Source organism: Pantoea sp. GCM10028869 (assembly GCF_042666835.1).
Taxonomy (GTDB): Bacteria; Pseudomonadota; Gammaproteobacteria; order Enterobacterales; family Enterobacteriaceae; genus Pantoea; species Pantoea leporis.
This window is the reverse complement of the sequence record NZ_JBHTGO010000002.1, coordinates 697,884-715,603: the sequence shown is the minus strand read 5'-3', so window position 1 is coordinate 715,603 and position 17,720 is coordinate 697,884. Positions and strand designations below refer to the sequence as shown.

15 protein-coding genes are annotated in these 17,720 nt (G+C 54.6%); 8 read left to right on the top strand and 7 right to left on the bottom strand.

Features of this window, described 5'->3' with window-relative positions; translation table 11 throughout:
- The first annotated feature begins 21 nt into the window (after positions 1-21).
- Positions 22-843: an alpha/beta fold hydrolase gene (locus ACFQW4_RS07695; RefSeq protein WP_101760762.1), complete on the top strand. Its 822-nt coding sequence runs from the start codon at positions 22-24 to the stop codon at positions 841-843.
- A gap of 358 nt (positions 844-1,201) precedes the next feature.
- Here ACFQW4_RS07695 and ACFQW4_RS07690 read toward each other — a convergent pair whose 3' ends face one another.
- The gene (locus ACFQW4_RS07690) at positions 1,202-1,690 is read right to left on the bottom strand and encodes a GNAT family N-acetyltransferase (RefSeq protein WP_377724653.1); all 489 of its coding nucleotides are present in this window, start codon (positions 1,688-1,690) and stop codon (positions 1,202-1,204) included.
- 95 nt (positions 1,691-1,785) lie between these two features.
- Here ACFQW4_RS07690 and ACFQW4_RS07685 point away from each other — a divergent pair, with 95 nt between their 5' ends.
- Entirely contained in the window at positions 1,786-2,697 is a 912-nt protein-coding gene (locus ACFQW4_RS07685) for a LysR family transcriptional regulator (RefSeq protein WP_377724651.1), read from the top strand.
- Positions 2,698-2,722: 25 nt separating this feature from the next.
- On the opposite strand, the gene ACFQW4_RS07680 is transcribed toward ACFQW4_RS07685, so the two are convergent.
- A complete protein-coding gene (locus tag ACFQW4_RS07680; RefSeq protein ID WP_222233850.1) occupies positions 2,723-3,148 on the bottom strand; it encodes a thiol-disulfide oxidoreductase DCC family protein in 426 nt (141 codons plus the stop codon).
- Between the two features lie 45 nt (positions 3,149-3,193).
- Complete coding sequence (locus ACFQW4_RS07675; RefSeq protein ID WP_377724706.1) at positions 3,194-4,252, bottom strand: NAD(P)H-dependent flavin oxidoreductase; 1,059 nt, start codon at positions 4,250-4,252, stop codon at positions 3,194-3,196.
- Between the two features lie 109 nt (positions 4,253-4,361).
- Here ACFQW4_RS07675 and ACFQW4_RS07670 point away from each other — a divergent pair, with 109 nt between their 5' ends.
- From ACFQW4_RS07670 to dcuR, 4 genes are all read left to right on the top strand, one after another.
- Positions 4,362-4,916 carry a flavin reductase family protein gene (locus ACFQW4_RS07670; protein WP_377724649.1) on the top strand — a complete coding sequence of 185 codons (555 nt, stop codon included), beginning with the start codon at positions 4,362-4,364 and terminating at the stop codon, positions 4,914-4,916.
- A 63-nt stretch (positions 4,917-4,979) separates the two neighbouring features.
- Positions 4,980-5,516 (top strand): peptide-methionine (S)-S-oxide reductase MsrA, encoded by a 537-nt coding sequence (gene msrA, locus ACFQW4_RS07665; protein WP_101760767.1) that lies wholly within the window; start codon positions 4,980-4,982, stop codon positions 5,514-5,516.
- Between the two features lie 109 nt (positions 5,517-5,625).
- Positions 5,626-7,251: a sensor histidine kinase gene (locus ACFQW4_RS07660; protein WP_377724647.1), complete on the top strand. Its 1,626-nt coding sequence runs from the start codon at positions 5,626-5,628 to the stop codon at positions 7,249-7,251.
- Positions 7,248-7,967 carry a two-component system response regulator DcuR gene (gene dcuR, locus ACFQW4_RS07655; protein WP_008102769.1) on the top strand — a complete coding sequence of 240 codons (720 nt, stop codon included), beginning with the start codon at positions 7,248-7,250 and terminating at the stop codon, positions 7,965-7,967. Before ACFQW4_RS07660 ends, dcuR begins: the two co-directional genes overlap by 4 nt.
- Here the strand turns inward: dcuR and ACFQW4_RS07650 are convergent.
- Complete coding sequence (locus ACFQW4_RS07650; RefSeq protein ID WP_377724645.1) at positions 7,961-8,920, bottom strand: FAD:protein FMN transferase; 960 nt, start codon at positions 8,918-8,920, stop codon at positions 7,961-7,963. The genes dcuR and ACFQW4_RS07650 overlap by 7 nt on opposite strands.
- 51 nt (positions 8,921-8,971) lie before the next feature.
- Positions 8,972-11,752, bottom strand: a complete 2,781-nt coding sequence (locus ACFQW4_RS07645) for a flavocytochrome c (RefSeq protein ID WP_101760770.1) — start codon at positions 11,750-11,752, stop codon at positions 8,972-8,974.
- Between the two features lie 605 nt (positions 11,753-12,357).
- On the opposite strand from ACFQW4_RS07645, the gene ACFQW4_RS07640 reads away from it, so the two are divergent.
- Entirely contained in the window at positions 12,358-13,872 is a 1,515-nt protein-coding gene (locus tag ACFQW4_RS07640) for an anion permease (protein ID WP_137385596.1), read from the top strand.
- A 164-nt stretch (positions 13,873-14,036) separates the two neighbouring features.
- Positions 14,037-15,680: a class I fumarate hydratase FumA gene (gene fumA / locus ACFQW4_RS07635; RefSeq protein WP_137385595.1), complete on the top strand. Its 1,644-nt coding sequence runs from the start codon at positions 14,037-14,039 to the stop codon at positions 15,678-15,680.
- A 101-nt stretch (positions 15,681-15,781) separates the two neighbouring features.
- On the opposite strand, the gene ACFQW4_RS07630 is transcribed toward fumA, so the two are convergent.
- Together ACFQW4_RS07630 and ACFQW4_RS07625 are read right to left on the bottom strand one after the other, a co-directional pair.
- Positions 15,782-15,994, bottom strand: coding sequence for a hypothetical protein (locus tag ACFQW4_RS07630; RefSeq protein WP_110865967.1), 213 nt, complete (start codon positions 15,992-15,994; stop codon positions 15,782-15,784).
- A gap of 173 nt (positions 15,995-16,167) precedes the next feature.
- Positions 16,168-17,688, bottom strand: coding sequence for an aldehyde dehydrogenase family protein (locus ACFQW4_RS07625; protein ID WP_377724641.1), 1,521 nt, complete (start codon positions 17,686-17,688; stop codon positions 16,168-16,170).
- Positions 17,689-17,720: the final 32 nt, after the last annotated feature.

Here is a 17,720-nt window from a genome sequence, read left to right as displayed (position 1 = left end):
CGACATTAATAAGGCCGAAACATGAGCACATTTAAGACGCAGGATGGTACGCAGATCTATTTCAAAGATTGGGGTACCGGCAAGCCGGTGCTATTCAGTCACGGCTGGCCGCTCGACGGGGATATGTGGGACAGCCAGCTGAATTTCCTGGCGGAGAAAGGCTATCGCGTTATCGCTTTTGACCGCCGCGGCTTTGGCCGTTCCGATCAACCGTGGGAAGGCTACAACTACGATACTTTTGCATCGGATATTAACGACCTGATTAGCCATCTGGATCTGCAAAACGTGACGCTGGTGGGCTTCTCAATGGGTGGCGGCGATGTGGCGCGCTACATCAACAATTACGGCACAGCGCGCGTGGATAGCTTAGTGCTGTTGGGCGCGGTGACACCGATCTTCGGCAAGGCCGATGATTATCCAGCAGGCGTCGATTTGTCGGTGTTTGAAGGCATTCGTCAGGGCTTACGTAAAGATCGCGCGCAGTTCATCAGTGATTTTGCCACACCGTTCTACGGCACCAACGCCGGTCAAACGGTTTCAGAAGGCGCGCTGACGCAGACGTTGAATATTGCGCTGCTGGCGTCACTAAAAGGGACGATTGATTGTGTTACCGCGTTCTCGGAAACCGACTTCCGTCCTGATATGGCAAAAATCGACGTGCCGACGCTGGTGATTCACGGCAGCAACGACCAGGTCGTGCCGTTCGAAACCACCGGGAAAGTCGCCGCCGAAATGATAGCCGGCGCGCAGCTGAAAGTGTATGACAACGCACCGCACGGCTTTGCGGTGACGCATACCGATCAGCTCAACGCCGATCTGCTGACGTTCCTGCAATCGCTTTAACGGGAATAACATTAATCGGCCGGTTTGGCCTAATACTTGTCAGTTATGAAAGAGTTTGGCTTAAGGGCTGCATTAATCGTGCGGGCTCTGACACATCTGCTGCGTCACGGGCCGTCCTCGCGCCGCTAGCGCGGTGTCTTCGGCTTCCACGTTGTGCCGACGGACCGTTCGGGGATCGGCCGTCCTGGCCGGCCCCGAACTGCCTCACGCATCCATGCGTGAGGCTCCTGGCCCAACGTAAAAGCCTCAGCGCTGCGAATAGCCCTTATGCCGCAGCAGACGCGCCAGCGCCGGGAGCTCATCAGCCCTTTTCAAAACACGCACTGAAGCGGACCGAGGCACTTTTTTGGGCAGAGAACTATTGCGGCGTGGCGGCAGCAAATTTCTCTAATGCCGCCCCGTCGAGCCGATAACGCACCCACTCATTTAACGGCAGCGCATCAATACTGAGATAGAACTCTCTGGCCGACTGATCCCAATCTAACGCACTCCACTCAATGCGGTTGCACTGGTGATTGACCGCGTGCTGCGCAACATACTGCAGCAGCGCTTTGCCTGCACCGAGGCCGCGAAAATTGGGCGAGAAGTACAAGTCTTCCATATAGAGTCCGCGCCGCCCCAGCCACGCCGAGTAGCTGCGGGTAATCACTGCATACCCGGCGGTTATGCCATCAATCTCGCACATCAACGCCTCGCTATGGCTTTCGGGATTGAATAGCGTCGTTCTGATCTCTTCAACGGTAGTTGATGACGGCTGTAATCCATGTTCATAAACAGACAACTCAGCAATCATGTCGTAAATGGCGTCCGCGTCATCAGGATTGGCTGGCCGAATAGTCATCTTCATGCATTATTTTCTTATTTAATCAGATTGATGCTGCCCAGCATAATAGGTATTGTTCGATGAAATAAGTGCAATAAAATCAATGATAGGTGAATTTCATGCATCATGTGCTGCGTCGACTGGACTTGAATCTCCTCCCTGTTTTCGACGCAGTTTTCAGACATCGTTCGGTCAGGCTGGCGGCGATTGAGCTCAGTTTGAGTACTTCCGCGTTAAGCCACGCGCTGTCCCGATTACGTGAGTTTTTTAAAGATCCGCTGTTCTACCGCGAAGGCCACAAAATGTGTCCCAGCGTTTATGCCTGCCAGCTGGCGCCCTATATTGCCGAAACGTTAACCGGGTTAAATCGGCATCTCAGTCCGCTGAAGCCTTTCGATCCGCTGACCAGTGATGACTGTTTTAGAATTGCGGTAACGGATTACACCGCTTTTTGTGTCTTTCCGCGGCTGATGCATGCGCTGACTGATACGGCACCCAACCTGAGTTTTGAACTCTGCCATTTGCCGCATAATCCGGCGCTGATTGAATTACTGGCGGGTGAAATCGATATGGCGCTGAGTTTTAGCGAGCCGGATAGCATGCATCATCCCGATCTCGACGAGACCGATTTATTCAGTGATGAATTTATGGTGATTGCCAATGCGCGACGCAGCAGTCTGAATCTTGACGACTATCTTGCCGCCGGGCATCTGGTGGTTACGCCGTGGAATGAAAAACAGGGATTGCTGGATTCCCATCTTGCGCGCATTGGCCTTAAACGCCGCATCGCCATCAGAACGCCATCGATGCTGAGTGCGCCCTTTATTATCGCGGAAAGTGAATTGCTGATGGCGATCCCGTCTTTCGTTGCCAGTAAAATTAAACAGGCCGCCGATGTGACCTCATTCAGATTGCCGTTTCCCGCGCCAAGGTTCACCGTGAAAATCTATTCACACAAACGCAGCGGTAAACGGGAACCTACGGAATGGATTAAATCGATGATGGCTAAAACCATTTCGCAGCAAGCGTAACGTTTCGAGGATTAACGGACGATTTTTACTGGTCTAAAAATCGTCCGTTATAATCGGATTTAATGGGGTAATGCTCGTTGTAGCGACCAAAAAGCCGATAGCGATTTAGCGCAATGCGGTCGTAACAATAATTGCTGATAACGTCAGGCATAAACCTCACGACTGACAAAACGCGCCACGGCCACGGCATATAGTGCATGATGCGGAAAATTGCCTGCGCACGGAGCCAATGATTTTGCCCATCAATCAAAACGATGGTGCGAATATCTTCATCTGGCAGACCGACAAAACGTAATAGCGCTTTCCCCTGCTCACTCTGAACCGCCGCAAAACGTACATGGCGTGGAATGCGATGACGCAGGAGAAACATCACCCACGCGTTGCACAGTTTGCATACGCCGTCGTATAAAACGACCTGTTCTCCGGGATTTATCCCAGCTGGGTTTGTCATCATCGTCTCCTCAACCATAGAGATGGTCGCAGCAGATAAGCTGCGTTACGCCGCCTGCCACTCCGCCACCAGCGTGTTAATTAATTCTGCCGCCGGCATTTCCCGCGCCAGCGCGGCGCCCTGCCCGGCCCACTGCGCGCCAAAGCCGTGCGCGCCTTTAGCGGCGGCGGCAGCAGCGAGCGCTTTGCCCAGCGCGTAGGTGAGTGGATAAGGGGGAATGGCATCCTGCGCGAACTCGCGCGCCAGCTGGCAAAAATCGTTGGTGAGACATCTTGCCGATCGGCCAGAAATGGCGGCAATCATCTCGGTACTGTTGGCTTTCGCGCTTTTCAGCGCCTGACGATATGCCGCGTTGGCGGCGGATTCCGGGCACAGGATAAACGCCGTACCCAGCTGTACACCCGCCGCGCCCAGCTTGAGCATGGCAGCCATGCCCACGCCATCCATCACGCCGCCGGCGGCAATCACCGGCAGCCGCGAGGCCCGGCGAATCGTCTGCACCAGCGTAAAGGTGCTGAGCTGCTGATCGTCATTTTCTGGGTGGAATATCCCGCGATGCCCGCCCGCCTCAATACCCTGCGCCACAATAAAATCGATGTCAGCGGCTTCGATGGCACCTGCTTCAGCAACGCTGGTGGCGCTCGCCAGCGTGATAATGCCGCGACGTTTCAAGCGCTGCACAACAGCGGCGGACGGCAAGCCAAAGTGGAAACTCACTGCGGCGGGCGCGGTGTCCAGCAGGACCTCCAGCATCGCGTGGTTATCCACGAACGTTTGATAAATCTCTGACAGCGCATCGGGCGGTGTCGCTTCATAGCGAGCAAACACCGGCTTGAAACGAGCGATCCACGCCTGTTCTTGCTGAGGATTGCGCTGCACCGGCGCGTGGCAGAAGACGTTGACGTTGATGGGCGCGGCTGTCAGGGCGAGCGTTTTGCGGATCATGCTATCCGCCTGTTGCGGCGTTGAAGCGCCCACGCTGATCGAACCCAGCGCCCCGCTGGTGCTCACCGCCGCCGCCAGTTCCGGCGTCGAGACGCCCGCCATCGGCGCCTGAATGATCGGATAGCGAAGGTTAAGGGTCTGACACAGGATGTTGTTCATATTATTGGCCTGTTGGTAAGAGGTAGCCGATAACATGCCGCGATTTTTCGGCTCGGTAAAGGCTGGCATCTACACTTAATGTGTCTGTACCTACAACAGGAGAATCCCGATGCATAAAATCGACTTTCCGGTAAGCAAAGCGCGGAAGTATCTGGAGCCGGGTCCGGTGGTGCTGCTGAGTTCCCAGTTTGAGGATCATCGCGACATCATGACGCTCGGCTGGCACACCATTCTGGAGTTCTCGCCGTCGCTGGTTGGCTGCATGATTGCCGGCGGCAATTACAGCCATGAACTGATTCGCCAGAGCGGCCAGTGCGTGATTAACGTGCCGTCGGCCAATCTGGTGGACAGCGTGGTGGCGATCGGTAACAGCCACGGCGATCGTCTCGATAAGTTTGATGCCTTCAATCTGACACCCGAACCGGCAAGCGTGGTCAATGCGCCGTTAATCGGCGATTGCTTTGCCAGCTTTGAGTGCCAGCTGTATGACGATTCCATGGTAGATAACTACAACTTCTTTATCTTTGAGATCGTTAAAGCGCATGTAGCGGAAACGCCGGAGTTTCCGCCGACGCTGCACTACACCGGCGAAGGACGCTTCAGCGTGATGAGCAATTTGCAGCTCGACAAGCGCGGCGACTTTAAGCCTGAAATGTTAATTTAACTGCTTGAATTGATATGGGCTTGCCCCCACTTTGATTCTTTCGCCCTGACAGGAGTAGATATAATGGCAACCGAATATGCGGTGATCGCAGGTGGCTGTTTCTGGTGTACTGAAGCAGTGTTTAAAGATGTGATTGGCGTGGAGTCAGTCGAGAGTGGATATACCGGCGGCGCACGCCCGAATCCAACCTACGAGCAGGTGTGCAGCGGTGCGACCGGCCACGCAGAAGCGATTCGCATCGGTTTCGATCCAGAGCAGGTGAAGTACGGCGATCTGCTGGATATCAGCTTTGCCACCCACGATCCCACTACGCTGAACCGCCAGGGCAACGATGTGGGCACCCAATATCGCTCTGCGATTTTCCCGGCGAATGCTGAGCAGGAAGCCGAAGCGATTGCCGCGATTGCGCGCGCGCAGGAGAACCTGAGCGATCCGGTGGTGACCACCATCGAGCCGCTGAAAGAGTGGTATGCGGCAGAAGGTTATCATCAGGATTATTGGCAAGGCGCAGGTCAGCGCAACGGCTACTGCATGGCGGTAATCCCACCGAAACTGCAAAAGCTGCGTAAGAGCTTTGCGAATCGCGTTAAATCGAGTTAATTCAGTACCGCCAATGTTGAGGCCGCCACGAATGGCGGCCTTACATGGTGCGCGACCTTCTTCTGTTTATCCGTCATAATACGTGCCCTCTTCTCCTCCGAGAGCGATCATGTCTTCTTCACAGCAAGAAATCGCGGCGCGCAAGCAGCCGATGAAGCTTAATACGCTGGTCACCCTGATGCTCAGCGCAGTGATTGTGCTGGTGCTGCTCAGCGTGCATATGTTCTATTTCTTCCAGATTGGCGCAGCGACCCGCGCGCAGTTGGAGGATAAAGCCATGGCGGTGGCGCGCACGCTGGCCAAATTTCCTGAGATTCAGCACGCGCTGATATTGCCGCCAAATGCCACCAGCATCCAACCCATTGCTAAAGCCGTGCAGGAGAGCAATAACCTGCTGTTTGTGGTGGTGACCAATATGGATACCATCCGCTATTCGCACCTGAATCCTGAACTCATCGGCCAGCACTTTATTGGCACTGATATTGAGCCCGCGATACGCGGTCATGAAAACGTCTCCGTCAATCAAGGTGTTCTGGGCCGGGCAATGCGCGTCTATACGCCGGTATATAATGCGCAGCATAAGCAGATTGGTGTCGTGGTAGTGGGCATTTCACTCAGCGCCGTTACCGATCAGATTAACCAAAGCCGCTGGAGCATCTTGTGGACTATCCTGATTGGCACCTTTGCGGGCGCCATCGGCACCCTGGTGCTGGTGCGCGTGCTGAAACGCATCCTGTTTGGCCTCGAACCCTACGAAATTTCCACCCTGTTTGAACAGCGCCAGGCGATTCTCAACTCGCTAAAAGAAGGCGTGGTGGCGATGGACGATCAGGCGCAGGTGACGCTGGTGAATCAGGCAGCGCATTCGCTGCTGAACGATTCGATGGGCACCATCAGCGGCGACCGCATCTATGATGCCTCAGTGATTAACGATCATTTGCGGGATGTGCTAAACAGTGGGCGGGCGCGGCGTGACGAAGAGTTGAATGTGAATGGCCGCGTGTTGTTAAGCAATACCGTGCCGGTGCGCACGCAGGGGCAGATTATCGGCGCGGTCTGCACCTTCAGGGACAAAACGGAAATTAGTCAACTGATGCAGCGTCTGACGGGCATGGTAAACTACGTCGATGCGCTGCGTGAGCGCTCGCACGAATTTATGAACAAGCTGCATGTGATCCTCGGCCTGCTGCACATGAAAAACTACACGCAGGTGGAAAGCTACATTCTCAAAACCGCCAATAATTACCAGACGGAGATCGGTTTCCTGCTCGATAAGATTAAGTCGCCGGTGATTGCTGGTTTCTTGCTGAGCAAAATCAACCGCGCGTCGGATTGCGGCCATCGCCTGACCATCAGCGATGCCAGCTTCCTGCCCGACAGCGGCAATGAGCAGCAGATGGCGGCGCTGATTACGGTGATCGGCAATCTGATTGAGAACGCGCTGGATGCGATGAGCGAGCAGGTAGAAGGCGAGATTCACGTGATGCTGCACTACCAAAACGGTTGGCTGACCTGTGAAGTGAGTGATGATGGTCCGGGCATTGAAGCCGATCATCTCAGCACCATTTTCGAAAAAGGCTTCTCCACCAAAGGTGAAAACCGCGGTGTCGGGCTGTTTCTGCTGCAGCAGCAAACCGAAAATATCGGTGGCAGCGTGAGTGTGGAGTCAGAACCCGGCGTGTTTACCCAATTTTTAGTCCAACTTCCCTGGGATGGAGGAAACCAATCCGCATGATCAATGTGTTAGTGGTCGATGATGACGCCATGGTCGCCGAGCTTAATCGCGCGTATATCGGCCAAATTCAGGGCTTTCACTGTTGTGGCACCGCCTCAACCTTGAAGCAGGCGAAAGAGATCCTGTTCAATAGCGATACTGCGGTCGATCTGGTGCTGCTGGATATCTATATGCAGCAGGAGAATGGCCTCGATCTGTTGCCGGAGCTGCGCACGGCGCAGAGCGCGGTGGAAGTGATCATCATTTCGTCGGCGGCCGATGCGGAGAATATCAAAACCTCGCTGCACTACGGCGTGGTGGATTACCTGATCAAACCGTTCCAGTTTCCACGTTTTGAAGAGGCGCTGACCGGCTGGCGGCAGAAGAAATCGCTGATGGACAATCAGCATTATTATCAGCAAGCGGATGTGGATCTGCTGATTCACGGCAGCCCGGCAACGCAGCATGACAATAAGCGCCTGCCAAAAGGCTTAACGCCGCAAACGCTGCGCACGCTGTGTCAGTGGATTGATGCGCATCCGGGGCATGAATTCTCGACCGACGAACTGGCGGCTGAAGTGAACATCTCGCGCGTGTCGTGTCGTAAATACCTGATTTGGCTGGCGCAGATTAATATTCTGTTCACCAGCATTCATTACGGCGCGACCGGCCGTCCGGTGTACCGCTATCGCCTGCAGCCGGAATACCATTCGCTGCTGCAGCAATATTGTCAGTAACGTAGCCGCCAGTCGACATCGAGCTGCTGGAAGTGAAAGTGCTGCGGCGAGGAGCAGATGATCTGCCGATCGCGCGTGACAAACACCGCGTCGATGTCGGGCTGGTCAGCGAGATAAGCCAGCCCTTGCTCCACGCCCATGCCAAAGAGCAGCGTGGTGTAGATATCGCCATCAATCGAGCGATCGGAAATCACCGTCACGCTCAGCAGTTCGTTATCAAGCGGATAGCCGGTTTGCGGATCAAAAATATGATGCCAGCAGCGGCCGTCCAGTTCGAAGTAGCGCTCATAAATCCCCGACGTCACCACCGATTTGCCCTGCACCTGCAGCACGCCTAACAGCTCATCATCACGACCAAACGGCTTTTTCAGGCCAATGCCCCAACCCTGCGGCTCGTGCGGCGGCGAACCCAGCGTTTGCACATTGCCGCCCAGATTGATCAGCGCCTGCTGCACGCCCTGCTGGCGTAAAAACGCCTGCACGCGATCGGCGATGTAGCCTTTGGCGATGGCGCCGAGATCGATCTCCATGCCTGGCTGTTGCAAAAACACTGAGCGATCGGCGGGATTGAGCACGACCTGATGCGGATCGGTCAGCTTTAGCAGGGATGCGATTTCTGGCGCAGGCGGCACCGCACGTCCCTGAAAACCAATTTTCCAGCGCTTCACAATCGGCCCAATGGTGAAATTGAAGGCGCTGTCCGGCAGTAAACTCACGGCGTGTGCCACGCTAATTAACGCAAACACCGCTTCGCTGACGATCACCGGATGACGGCCTGCGGCGTGGTTGATCGACATCACTTCGGATTCAGCGCGGTTAACGGTGAACAGGTTTTCCTGCTGTTTAATCAGTTGAAATACGTGGCGGGCAAGCGTGGGATTGTCATCAAACAATTTGAGCAGAATGGGCGAACCCATCAGAACGGCAGAGTAAGAAAAGACGCCAGCGGTCATTGCATGCCTCTAAAGAAAACGATGCCCGCACAAGGCGGGCATCTTTACAGCTTAGTGTCCTAACGCCAGTTTAGCCGCGTTGTGACCGGCTTTGATACCGAAGATGATAATATCGGCCACCGCGTTGCCGCCGATGCGGTTGGCGCCGTGGATGCCGCCGACCACTTCACCGGCCGCCCATGCGCCTGGAATCACCTCTTTCTGCGCATCCAGCACCGCGGTATCGGTGTTGATGGTCACGCCGCCCATGGTGTGATGCACGCCCGGTGCGATACGAATCGCAAAGTACGGACCTTTATTCAGCGGGTGACGCAGCGCGGTTTTACGACCAAAGTCTTCGTCATCCTGCTTCGCCACGAACTCGTTGTAACGACCGAGCGTGGTTTGCAGCGCTTCCTGATCCATGTTGAGTTTCACCGCCAGCTCGTGTGGCGTTGGCGCGCTGATGACAAAGCCTTTAGCGATGTATTCGTCAGCCGCTTTGTTATTGGCGCGTACCTGCTCGTCAAACACAATCCACGCACTCTTCTCAGGCAGCGCGATGATCTCAGCGGACACTTTGTCACGGGTTTCCATTTCATTGTAGAAACGCTTGCCTGCCTGGCTCACCAGAATCGCCCCGCCGCCGCGCATTGCTTCGGAAATCAGGTACGACGTGGTTTGCTCAACCGTTGGGTGAATCTGGATTTCACCCATATCCACGGTATCCGCACCGATGTGTTGCAGCATGGCGATGCCGCTGCCGGTGGCGCCTTTATGGTTGGTGGTGACGAAACCGTCCAGCTCAGGGCGATATTTCACCACCATTTCGCGGTTGGCACTGAAGCCGCCGGTCGCCACAATCACGCTTTTGGCGTTAATAATGCGGCTGTCGTTATACTCATCCACCACTTTCACGCCGGTGACCGCACCGTTTTCCACTAAAATTTCGGCCACTGAGGTTTCCAGCAACACTTCGATATTGCGCAGATTAACGTTTTTCACCAGCCCGCTGATCAGGAAGCCGCCGACTGCCGAACGATCTTCCGGACGGTGCGTACGATCGATGCTCATGCCGCCGGTGATGGTGATGTCGCACAGCTCGATGTCTTTGGCGGCCAGCCACTCAATCGCTTCGGGCGCCTGCTCAACAAATTCGCGCAGCAGCACCGGATTGTTTTTGAATTTGCCGCCTTTCAGCGTCTCTTCATAGAACAGCTCTTTGCTGTCTTCAATGCCTTTCAACTTCTGATAACGGGTTTCCGCCGCGTTCATCCCGACCGAGGCTTTGATGGTGTTACCGCCGATGGTGGGCATCTTCTCGATGATCACCACGCGTGCGCCATCGTCATGCGCCTGAATCGCCGCCGCCAGACCGGCACCGCCGGTGCCCACTACCACCACATCGTAATTCACCGGTGCGTTCGGGTTACCGCCCTCTTCAATCACATACTCTTTGCTTGAGGTGGTCATGGCACGTGATACCGCTTTTTTCAGCGCTTCACTTTGCGTGGTGGCGCCAGTGATGGCGTCAACGTGCGGGCTGTTCGCCACCAGAATGCGTTCACGCAGACTTTCGAAGGTGCTGGTGAAGTCGACGTCGAGGCTCGGATCCGGCACCAGCGAGATGTCGGTAATACGGTCGGTGTCGAGGGTAACGTTGATTTTCAGCTTCAGCGCTTCGGCTTCGACTTTCGCCTGATAAACGCCCGCTTTGTATTTACGGCCGGTATCGCTGACGTCGCGGATCATCGCATCCACCAGTGAGAAGCGCCACAGCGGTTCCGGGATAGTCAACTCTTCGCGCTTGGTGCTGTCGATATACAGCTCCATGTGCTGATTCTTGATGACGCGATCGGTCCAGTCCGGATAGGCGATACAGGCTTTGCCCACCGCCACCAAGTCGAAACCGTGCTCCAGCGCATTCTCGGCATCTTCTTTATTGACGACGCCGCCGACGCCGATTACCGGCACTTTCGCCAGGTTAGGCGAGCGCTGTGCCAGATATTTGGTGATCAGTGGCGTTGGGTCCTGAGTATCAACAATCGATGGACGCAGCAGCTGACCAACCGAGAAGTGCACGTAATCGAGACCGCGTTCTGCCAGTTTCTCCAGCAGATAGAGCGTGTCATCCCAGCGGATGCCCGGCACTTCCAGTTCTTCCGGTGAGAAGCGATAGCCGATGATGAAGTCTGCCGCAGCGAAGCGGTCAGCCATTTTGTGGGTGATTTCCAGCACTTCCAGTGGGAAACGCGCGCGATTATCGCGACTGCCGCCCCATTTGTCGTCGCGCTGGTTGGAGTTTGGCGAGTAGAACTGCTGAATCAGATAGGTGTTGGCGCCGTGAATCTCCACGCCGTCGAAGCCGGCTTTGATCGCGCGGTTCACCGCATCACCAAACTTGGTGATCATCACCTCCACTTCTTCTGCAGTCAGCGCCTGAGGTTGAGTGGCACCGTCACGCGGTGCAGCGATGGCGCTCGGCGCGACCGGGGTTTTACCGCCGATCAGCGCCGGTTCAACCATACGGCCGCCGTGATAAATCTGCAGAATCGCTTTGGAGCCTTGCGACTTGATGGCGTGGGCGATTTTCGCCAGACCGGGGATTTTGTTGTCGCTGTCGATACCGAGCGCGCCTGGAAACGCAGGGCCACGGTTATCAATAAAGCAGCACTCGACAATCACGGTACCGATGCTGCCGGCGCGCACGCGATAATATTCGACAAGGTCACTGGTAACACCGCCATCGTAATAACCGGTACATGTGGTCATCGGTGCCATAACCAGTCGGTTTTTAAGCACCGCACCTTTCGGTAACGTAAGCGGATTAAGAATCGGGGTGAGCGTATTCATGATGAGCAACTCCAGAATTAAGAAACTTGGTATTCAATTCTTTGGCGGTTCGGAGAATTTTATAATTATTTGAGTGGTCCGATTTCATGGCGTAAATATAGCATTTTATTTACTTACATAACCTTATTCGTTAGTTATATAAGTTTTACGCATGAAAATAATATTTGAGGCTTATTGCTAAAAGCTGCGCTCCGCTAAGTTTTAACCAAGACTTGACAAAAATCAACTTTTTCCTTACATTTAAAACAAATCTAGTCTTATCATAAAGATAAATCGTCTCCTTTCTCTGTTTTTTGCTTGATTTGTGCCGTTTTATTCATCTCACACAGTTAATTTTCACCTAATGGTTCGTTAATTAAGGCGCACAGGTTTAAAGCAAAAAAATCACCAATAAATTTTATTGATCTAGATCAAAATAGATATTTTAATTAATCGCATCATAAGCGCATCCATTAGATAATTCGCGCATCGAATTTTGTAAATGGCGATTTATTAAGACTCAGTTTTAAATGTCACGACTAATCTGTTAAAAGGGTTTTGTAACTAAAAAAACCAGCTTGGTTCGGGGCGTATATCCGCATTCTCCATAACTTGCAGACAAAACTATGAACACACAAACAACCCAGAGTGAATCCCTCACCGCGCCTCCCGCGGCACCAGGGAAAAAAAAGAACCGCCTGATAATGTTGTGCCTGCCAATTATTGTGGCTGTGCTGTTGCTGCTGGTACCGACTCCTGCGGGATTGGAACCTTACGCCTGGCACTTCTTCGCCATTTTTGTCGGGGTTATTGTGGGACTGATTTTCGAGCCGCTGCCGGGTGCCGTTATCGGGTTAACCGGCGTGGTGGTGATTGCGCTGTTCAGCCAGTGGGTGCTGTTTAGCCCGGCAGAACTGGCGGATCCCAAGTTCAAAACCGCGGCGCAGTCGTTCAAATGGGCGGTGAGTGGCTTCGGCAACTCCACGGTCTGGCTGATCTTCGGTGCCTTCATGTTCGCCGCAGGCTACGATAAAACCCAGTTCGGTCGCCGCCTGGCGCTGATTCTGGTGAAATATCTGGGCCGTCGTAGCCTGACGCTGGGTTACGCCATTACCTTCGCTGACCTGTTGCTGGCGCCGTTTACGCCATCCAACACCGCGCGCAGCGGCGGTACCATCTATCCCATTATTGCAAACCTGCCGCCGCTCTATGGTTCAAAACCGAACGATCCTAGCGCACGTAAGATTGGTTCCTACCTGATGTGGGTGGCGATCACCGCCGCTTGTATCACCAGTTCAATGTTCCTTTCTGCGCTGGCACCAAACCTGCTGGCGCTGGCGCTGGTAAAAAGCGTGGTGGGCTTTGATATCTCATGGGGCATGTGGTTCCTTGCCTTCCTGCCGCTGGGCGTGCTGCTGATTCTCACCATGCCGCTGCTGGCTTACTGGCTTTATCCGCCAGAAGTGAAAGTGAACGATGAAGTACCGCGCTGGGCCACCGCTGAGCTGGCCAAACTCGGTAAACTGAAACGTAACGAAATCCTGCTGCTGGGCTTCGTGGTTGCGGCGCTGATGATGTGGATCTTCGCCACCGCCTGGATTGAGCCCGCAATGGCCGCACTGTTAGTCATCGTGCTGATGCTGTGGACCGGCGTACTCAACTGGAATGACATCACCAGCAATAAAGCCGCCTGGAACACCTTCGCCTGGTTCGCCACGCTGGTCGCGCTGGCGGATGGTTTAGCGCGCGTTGGCTTCATCGCGTGGCTGGGTAAAGAAGGCGCAATGCTGTTGCAAGGCTATGACCCGCAGGTTTCTGCCGTCGTCCTTCTGGTCGCCTTCTACCTGCTGCATTACCTGTTCGCCAGTACCACCGCGCACACCACCGCGCTGCTGCCCGCGATGCTGACCATCGCCGCATCCATTCCGGGCATCAACATGCCGGTGTTCTGCCTGATGATGTGTGTTTCTCTGGGTGTGATGGGCATTATCACCCCGTACGGCACCGGCCCAAGCCCGATTTATTACGGTAGCGGCTATCTGCCAACTAAAGATTACTGGCGCCTGGGCACCATCTTCGGCGCGCTGTTCCTGGTTCTTCTGATGGTTGTCGCCTATCCATGGATGGTGATGATGTTCTGATGATGTTGCTTCGATGTTAAAAACGGAGCCGCGCATTACCGTGAAAATGTTATGATACTCGCCAGTCAGCCCCTGCGGAGGGCTGGCGAGAGAAAATCGAATAACAAACTGCCTAATTTGTCGCCCGTCATGCTGGCGGGCCACACGAAGCTAAGTGAGCCAACATGTCGAACAAACCCTTCTATTATCAGGATCCCTTTCCTCTCGCCAAAGATGATACCGAATACTATCTGCTGAGCCGCGATTACGTCTCGGTGGCCAACTTCGATGGCGAAGAAGTCCTGAAAGTCGATCCCAAAGCGCTGACGCTGCTGGCGAAGCAGGCATTCCACGATGCTTCCTTCATGCTGCGCGCCTCGCATCAGGCGCAGGTCGCGTCCATTCTTGCCGACGATGAAGCCAGCAAGAACGACAAATACGTCGCCCTGCAGTTCCTGCGCAACTCCGAAATTGCCGCCAAAGGCGTGCTGCCAACCTGTCAGGATACTGGCACCGCCATCATCATGGGCAAAAAAGGCCAGCGTGTCTGGACCGGTGGCGGCGATGAAGCCGCGCTGTCGCAAGGCGTTTACAACACCTTTATTGAAGATAACCTGCGCTATTCACAGAATGCCGCGCTGGATATGTATAAAGAGGTGAATACCGGCACCAACCTGCCGGCGCAGATCGACCTCTACAGCGTTGATGGCGACGAATACAAATTCCTGTGCATCGCTAAAGGTGGCGGTTCCGCCAACAAAACCTATCTGTATCAGGAAACCAAAGCGCTGATTACGCCCGCCAAATTGAAGAACTACCTGATCGATAAAATGATGTCGCTGGGTACCGCGGCCTGTCCGCCGTACCATATCGCGTTTGTGATTGGCGGGACTTCAGCCGAAGCTACGCTGAAAACCGTCAAGCTGGCCTCAACCCACTATTACGATTCGCTGCCGACTGAAGGCAACGAGCATGGTCAGGCGTTCCGCGACATTCAGCTGGAAGAAGAACTGCTGAAAGCCTCGCAGGAGCTGGGCCTCGGCGCGCAGTTCGGCGGTAAATATTTTGCGCATGATATCCGCGTGGTGCGTCTGCCGCGTCACGGCGCATCCTGCCCGGTGGGTATGGGCGTGTCATGTTCCGCAGACCGAAATATCAAGGCCAAGATCAACCGTGAAGGCATCTGGATTGAGAAGTTGGAAGACAATCCAGGCCGCTATATTCCGGAAGCGCTGCGTCAGCAGGGTGAAGGCGAAGTGGTGCATGTCGATCTCAACCAGCCGATGAGCGAAATTCTGGCGCTGCTGTCGGCTTATCCGGTCTCAACCCGCTTGTCGCTTAACGGCACCATTATCGTGGCGCGCGACATTGCGCACGCCAAGCTGAAAGAGCGCATCGATAACGGCGAAGGCCTGCCGCAGTACATCAAGGACCATCCGGTCTATTACGCGGGTCCAGCGAAGACGCCAGAAGGTTATGCCTCCGGTTCACTCGGCCCAACCACTGCAGGTCGTATGGATTCCTACGTTGATCTGCTGCAGGCCAATGGCGGCAGCATGGTGATGCTGGCGAAGGGCAACCGTAGCAAACAGGTTACCGATGCGTGTCAAAAACACGGCGGCTTCTACCTGGGCAGCATCGGCGGCCCGGCTGCGGTGCTGGCACAGCAGAGTATTAAGAGTCTGGAATGCGTGGAGTATGCCGAACTCGGCATGGAAGCGATCTGGAAGATTGAAGTGGAAAACTTCCCGGCATTCATTTTGGTGGATGACAAAGGAAACGACTTCTTCCAGCAGATTCACAATAACTGTGCCGCCTGCGTGAAGTAATCTGCGCATCGCACCACAAAAAAGCCGTTATCTTGTGATAGCGGCTTTTTTATTGCGATATTTCTGACGAATTGATCATCGAATGAGGCAAAACAGAAAGGTTAAAAACGGAATTGGCTCTCCAGTTGACGCAATGTTTCCATGCGCTGTGCCGTGGCGATTTCGCGCGCTTTTACTTCCAGCAGCAGGTCAGCATCGTTCTGGCCAATCACATACACCGCCTGACGCCCAGGCAGGTTAACGGTAATAATATTTTGCTCCACACCGTCCAGCATCTCATCATGCTGTTCCAGGTAGTTATACAACGTGTTCATGAAATCTCCTTGAAAATAGGTGGGCTATTCTGCCCAATCGCCTCCTTTAAACACACAAGACCTGGCTTAAAGATGCCACCTTGATCAGAAAATTCTGGCGAAGTGAATATCCTGCAGCGGCAAGATGACGAAGAGATGAAAAGGCAGCGAGATTGCCCCGCCGCCATATTCAATCAGAAGAAACCCAGCGGTTGCGTGCTGTAGCTCACCAGCAGGTTTTTCGTTTGCTGATAATGATCGAGCATCATTTTGTGGGTTTCGCGACCAATACCCGATTTCTTATAGCCGCCAAACGCCGCGTGCGCCGGATAGAGGTGATAACAGTTAGTCCACACGCGACCGGCTTTGATGGCGCGTCCCATGCGATAGGCGCGATTGATGTCGCGCGTCCAGACGCCCGCGCCCAGTCCGTAAATCGAATCATTGGCGATTGCCAGCGCTTCCGCTTCATCTTTGAAGGTCAGCACACCAACCACCGGGCCAAATATCTCCTCCTGGAACACGCGCATGCTGTTATCGCCTTTCAACAGCGTCGGCTGAATGTAGTAGCCGCTGGCAAACTCTTCGCCCACTTTCTCTACGCCGCCGCCGTGCAGCACCTGCGCGCCCTCTTGCTGCGCAATTTCCAGATAAGAGAGAATTTTGTCGAACTGCTGCTGCGACGCCTGCGCGCCAATCATGGTTTCGGTATCCAGCGGATCGCCACGTTTAATGGTTTTGATGCGCTTCATCACCGCCGCCATAAACGGCTCAAAGATCGATTCCTGCACCAGCGCGCGTGACGGACAGGTACAAACTTCACCCTGATTAAGGAAGCCCAGCACCACGCCTTCTGCCGCTTTCTCAATGAAACTCTCTTCGGCATCCATGATGTCTTCAAAGAAGATGTTCGGTGACTTGCCGCCCAATTCAACGGTGGACGGGATCAGGCTTTTCGCTGCCAGCTCCAGAATATGGCCGCCGGTGGCAGTGGATCCGGTGAAGGCGATTTTGGCGATGTCCGGATGGGATGCCAGCGCTTCGCCTGCCTCTTTGCCGTAACCATGTACCACGTTGATCACACCCGGCGGCAGCAGATCTTTGATCACTTCCATAAACAGCGTAATCGACAGCGGCGTTTGCTCGGCCGGTTTCAACACCACGCAGTTACCTGCGCCGAGCGCCGGCGCCAGTTTCCATGCCGCCATCAGCAGCGGGAAGTTCCACGGAATGATTTGCCCGACCACGCCCAGCGGTTCGTGGAAGTGATAGGCGGCGGTGAACTCATCGATTTCAGCGGCGGTGCCTTCCTGCGCACGCACGCAGCCAGCGAAATAGCGGAAGTGATCGACCGCCAGCGGCAGATCCGCCGCCAGCGTTTCGCGTACCGGCTTACCGTTATCCCAGGTTTCGTTGACCGCGATATATTCCAGATTCTCTTCCAGCCGATCGGCAATTTTCAGCAGCACCAGCGAGCGTGCCTGCGGCGAGGTTTTGCCCCACGCATCGGCAGCGGCCTGGGCGGCAGCCACGGCGTTATCGATATCGGCGCGGTCCGAACGGGGAAATTCGCCAATGGTAGAAGCATTGATCGGTGAAGTGTTGACGAAGTAGTTACCGTTCACCGGCGCAACAAATTCGCCGTTGATAAAGTTGCCATAACGCGATTGCAGAGTAATGAGAGAACCTTGTTCTCCCGGAGCAGCGTAACGCATGGTGTTTCTCCTTGCGGGACAGAGTGGCGATT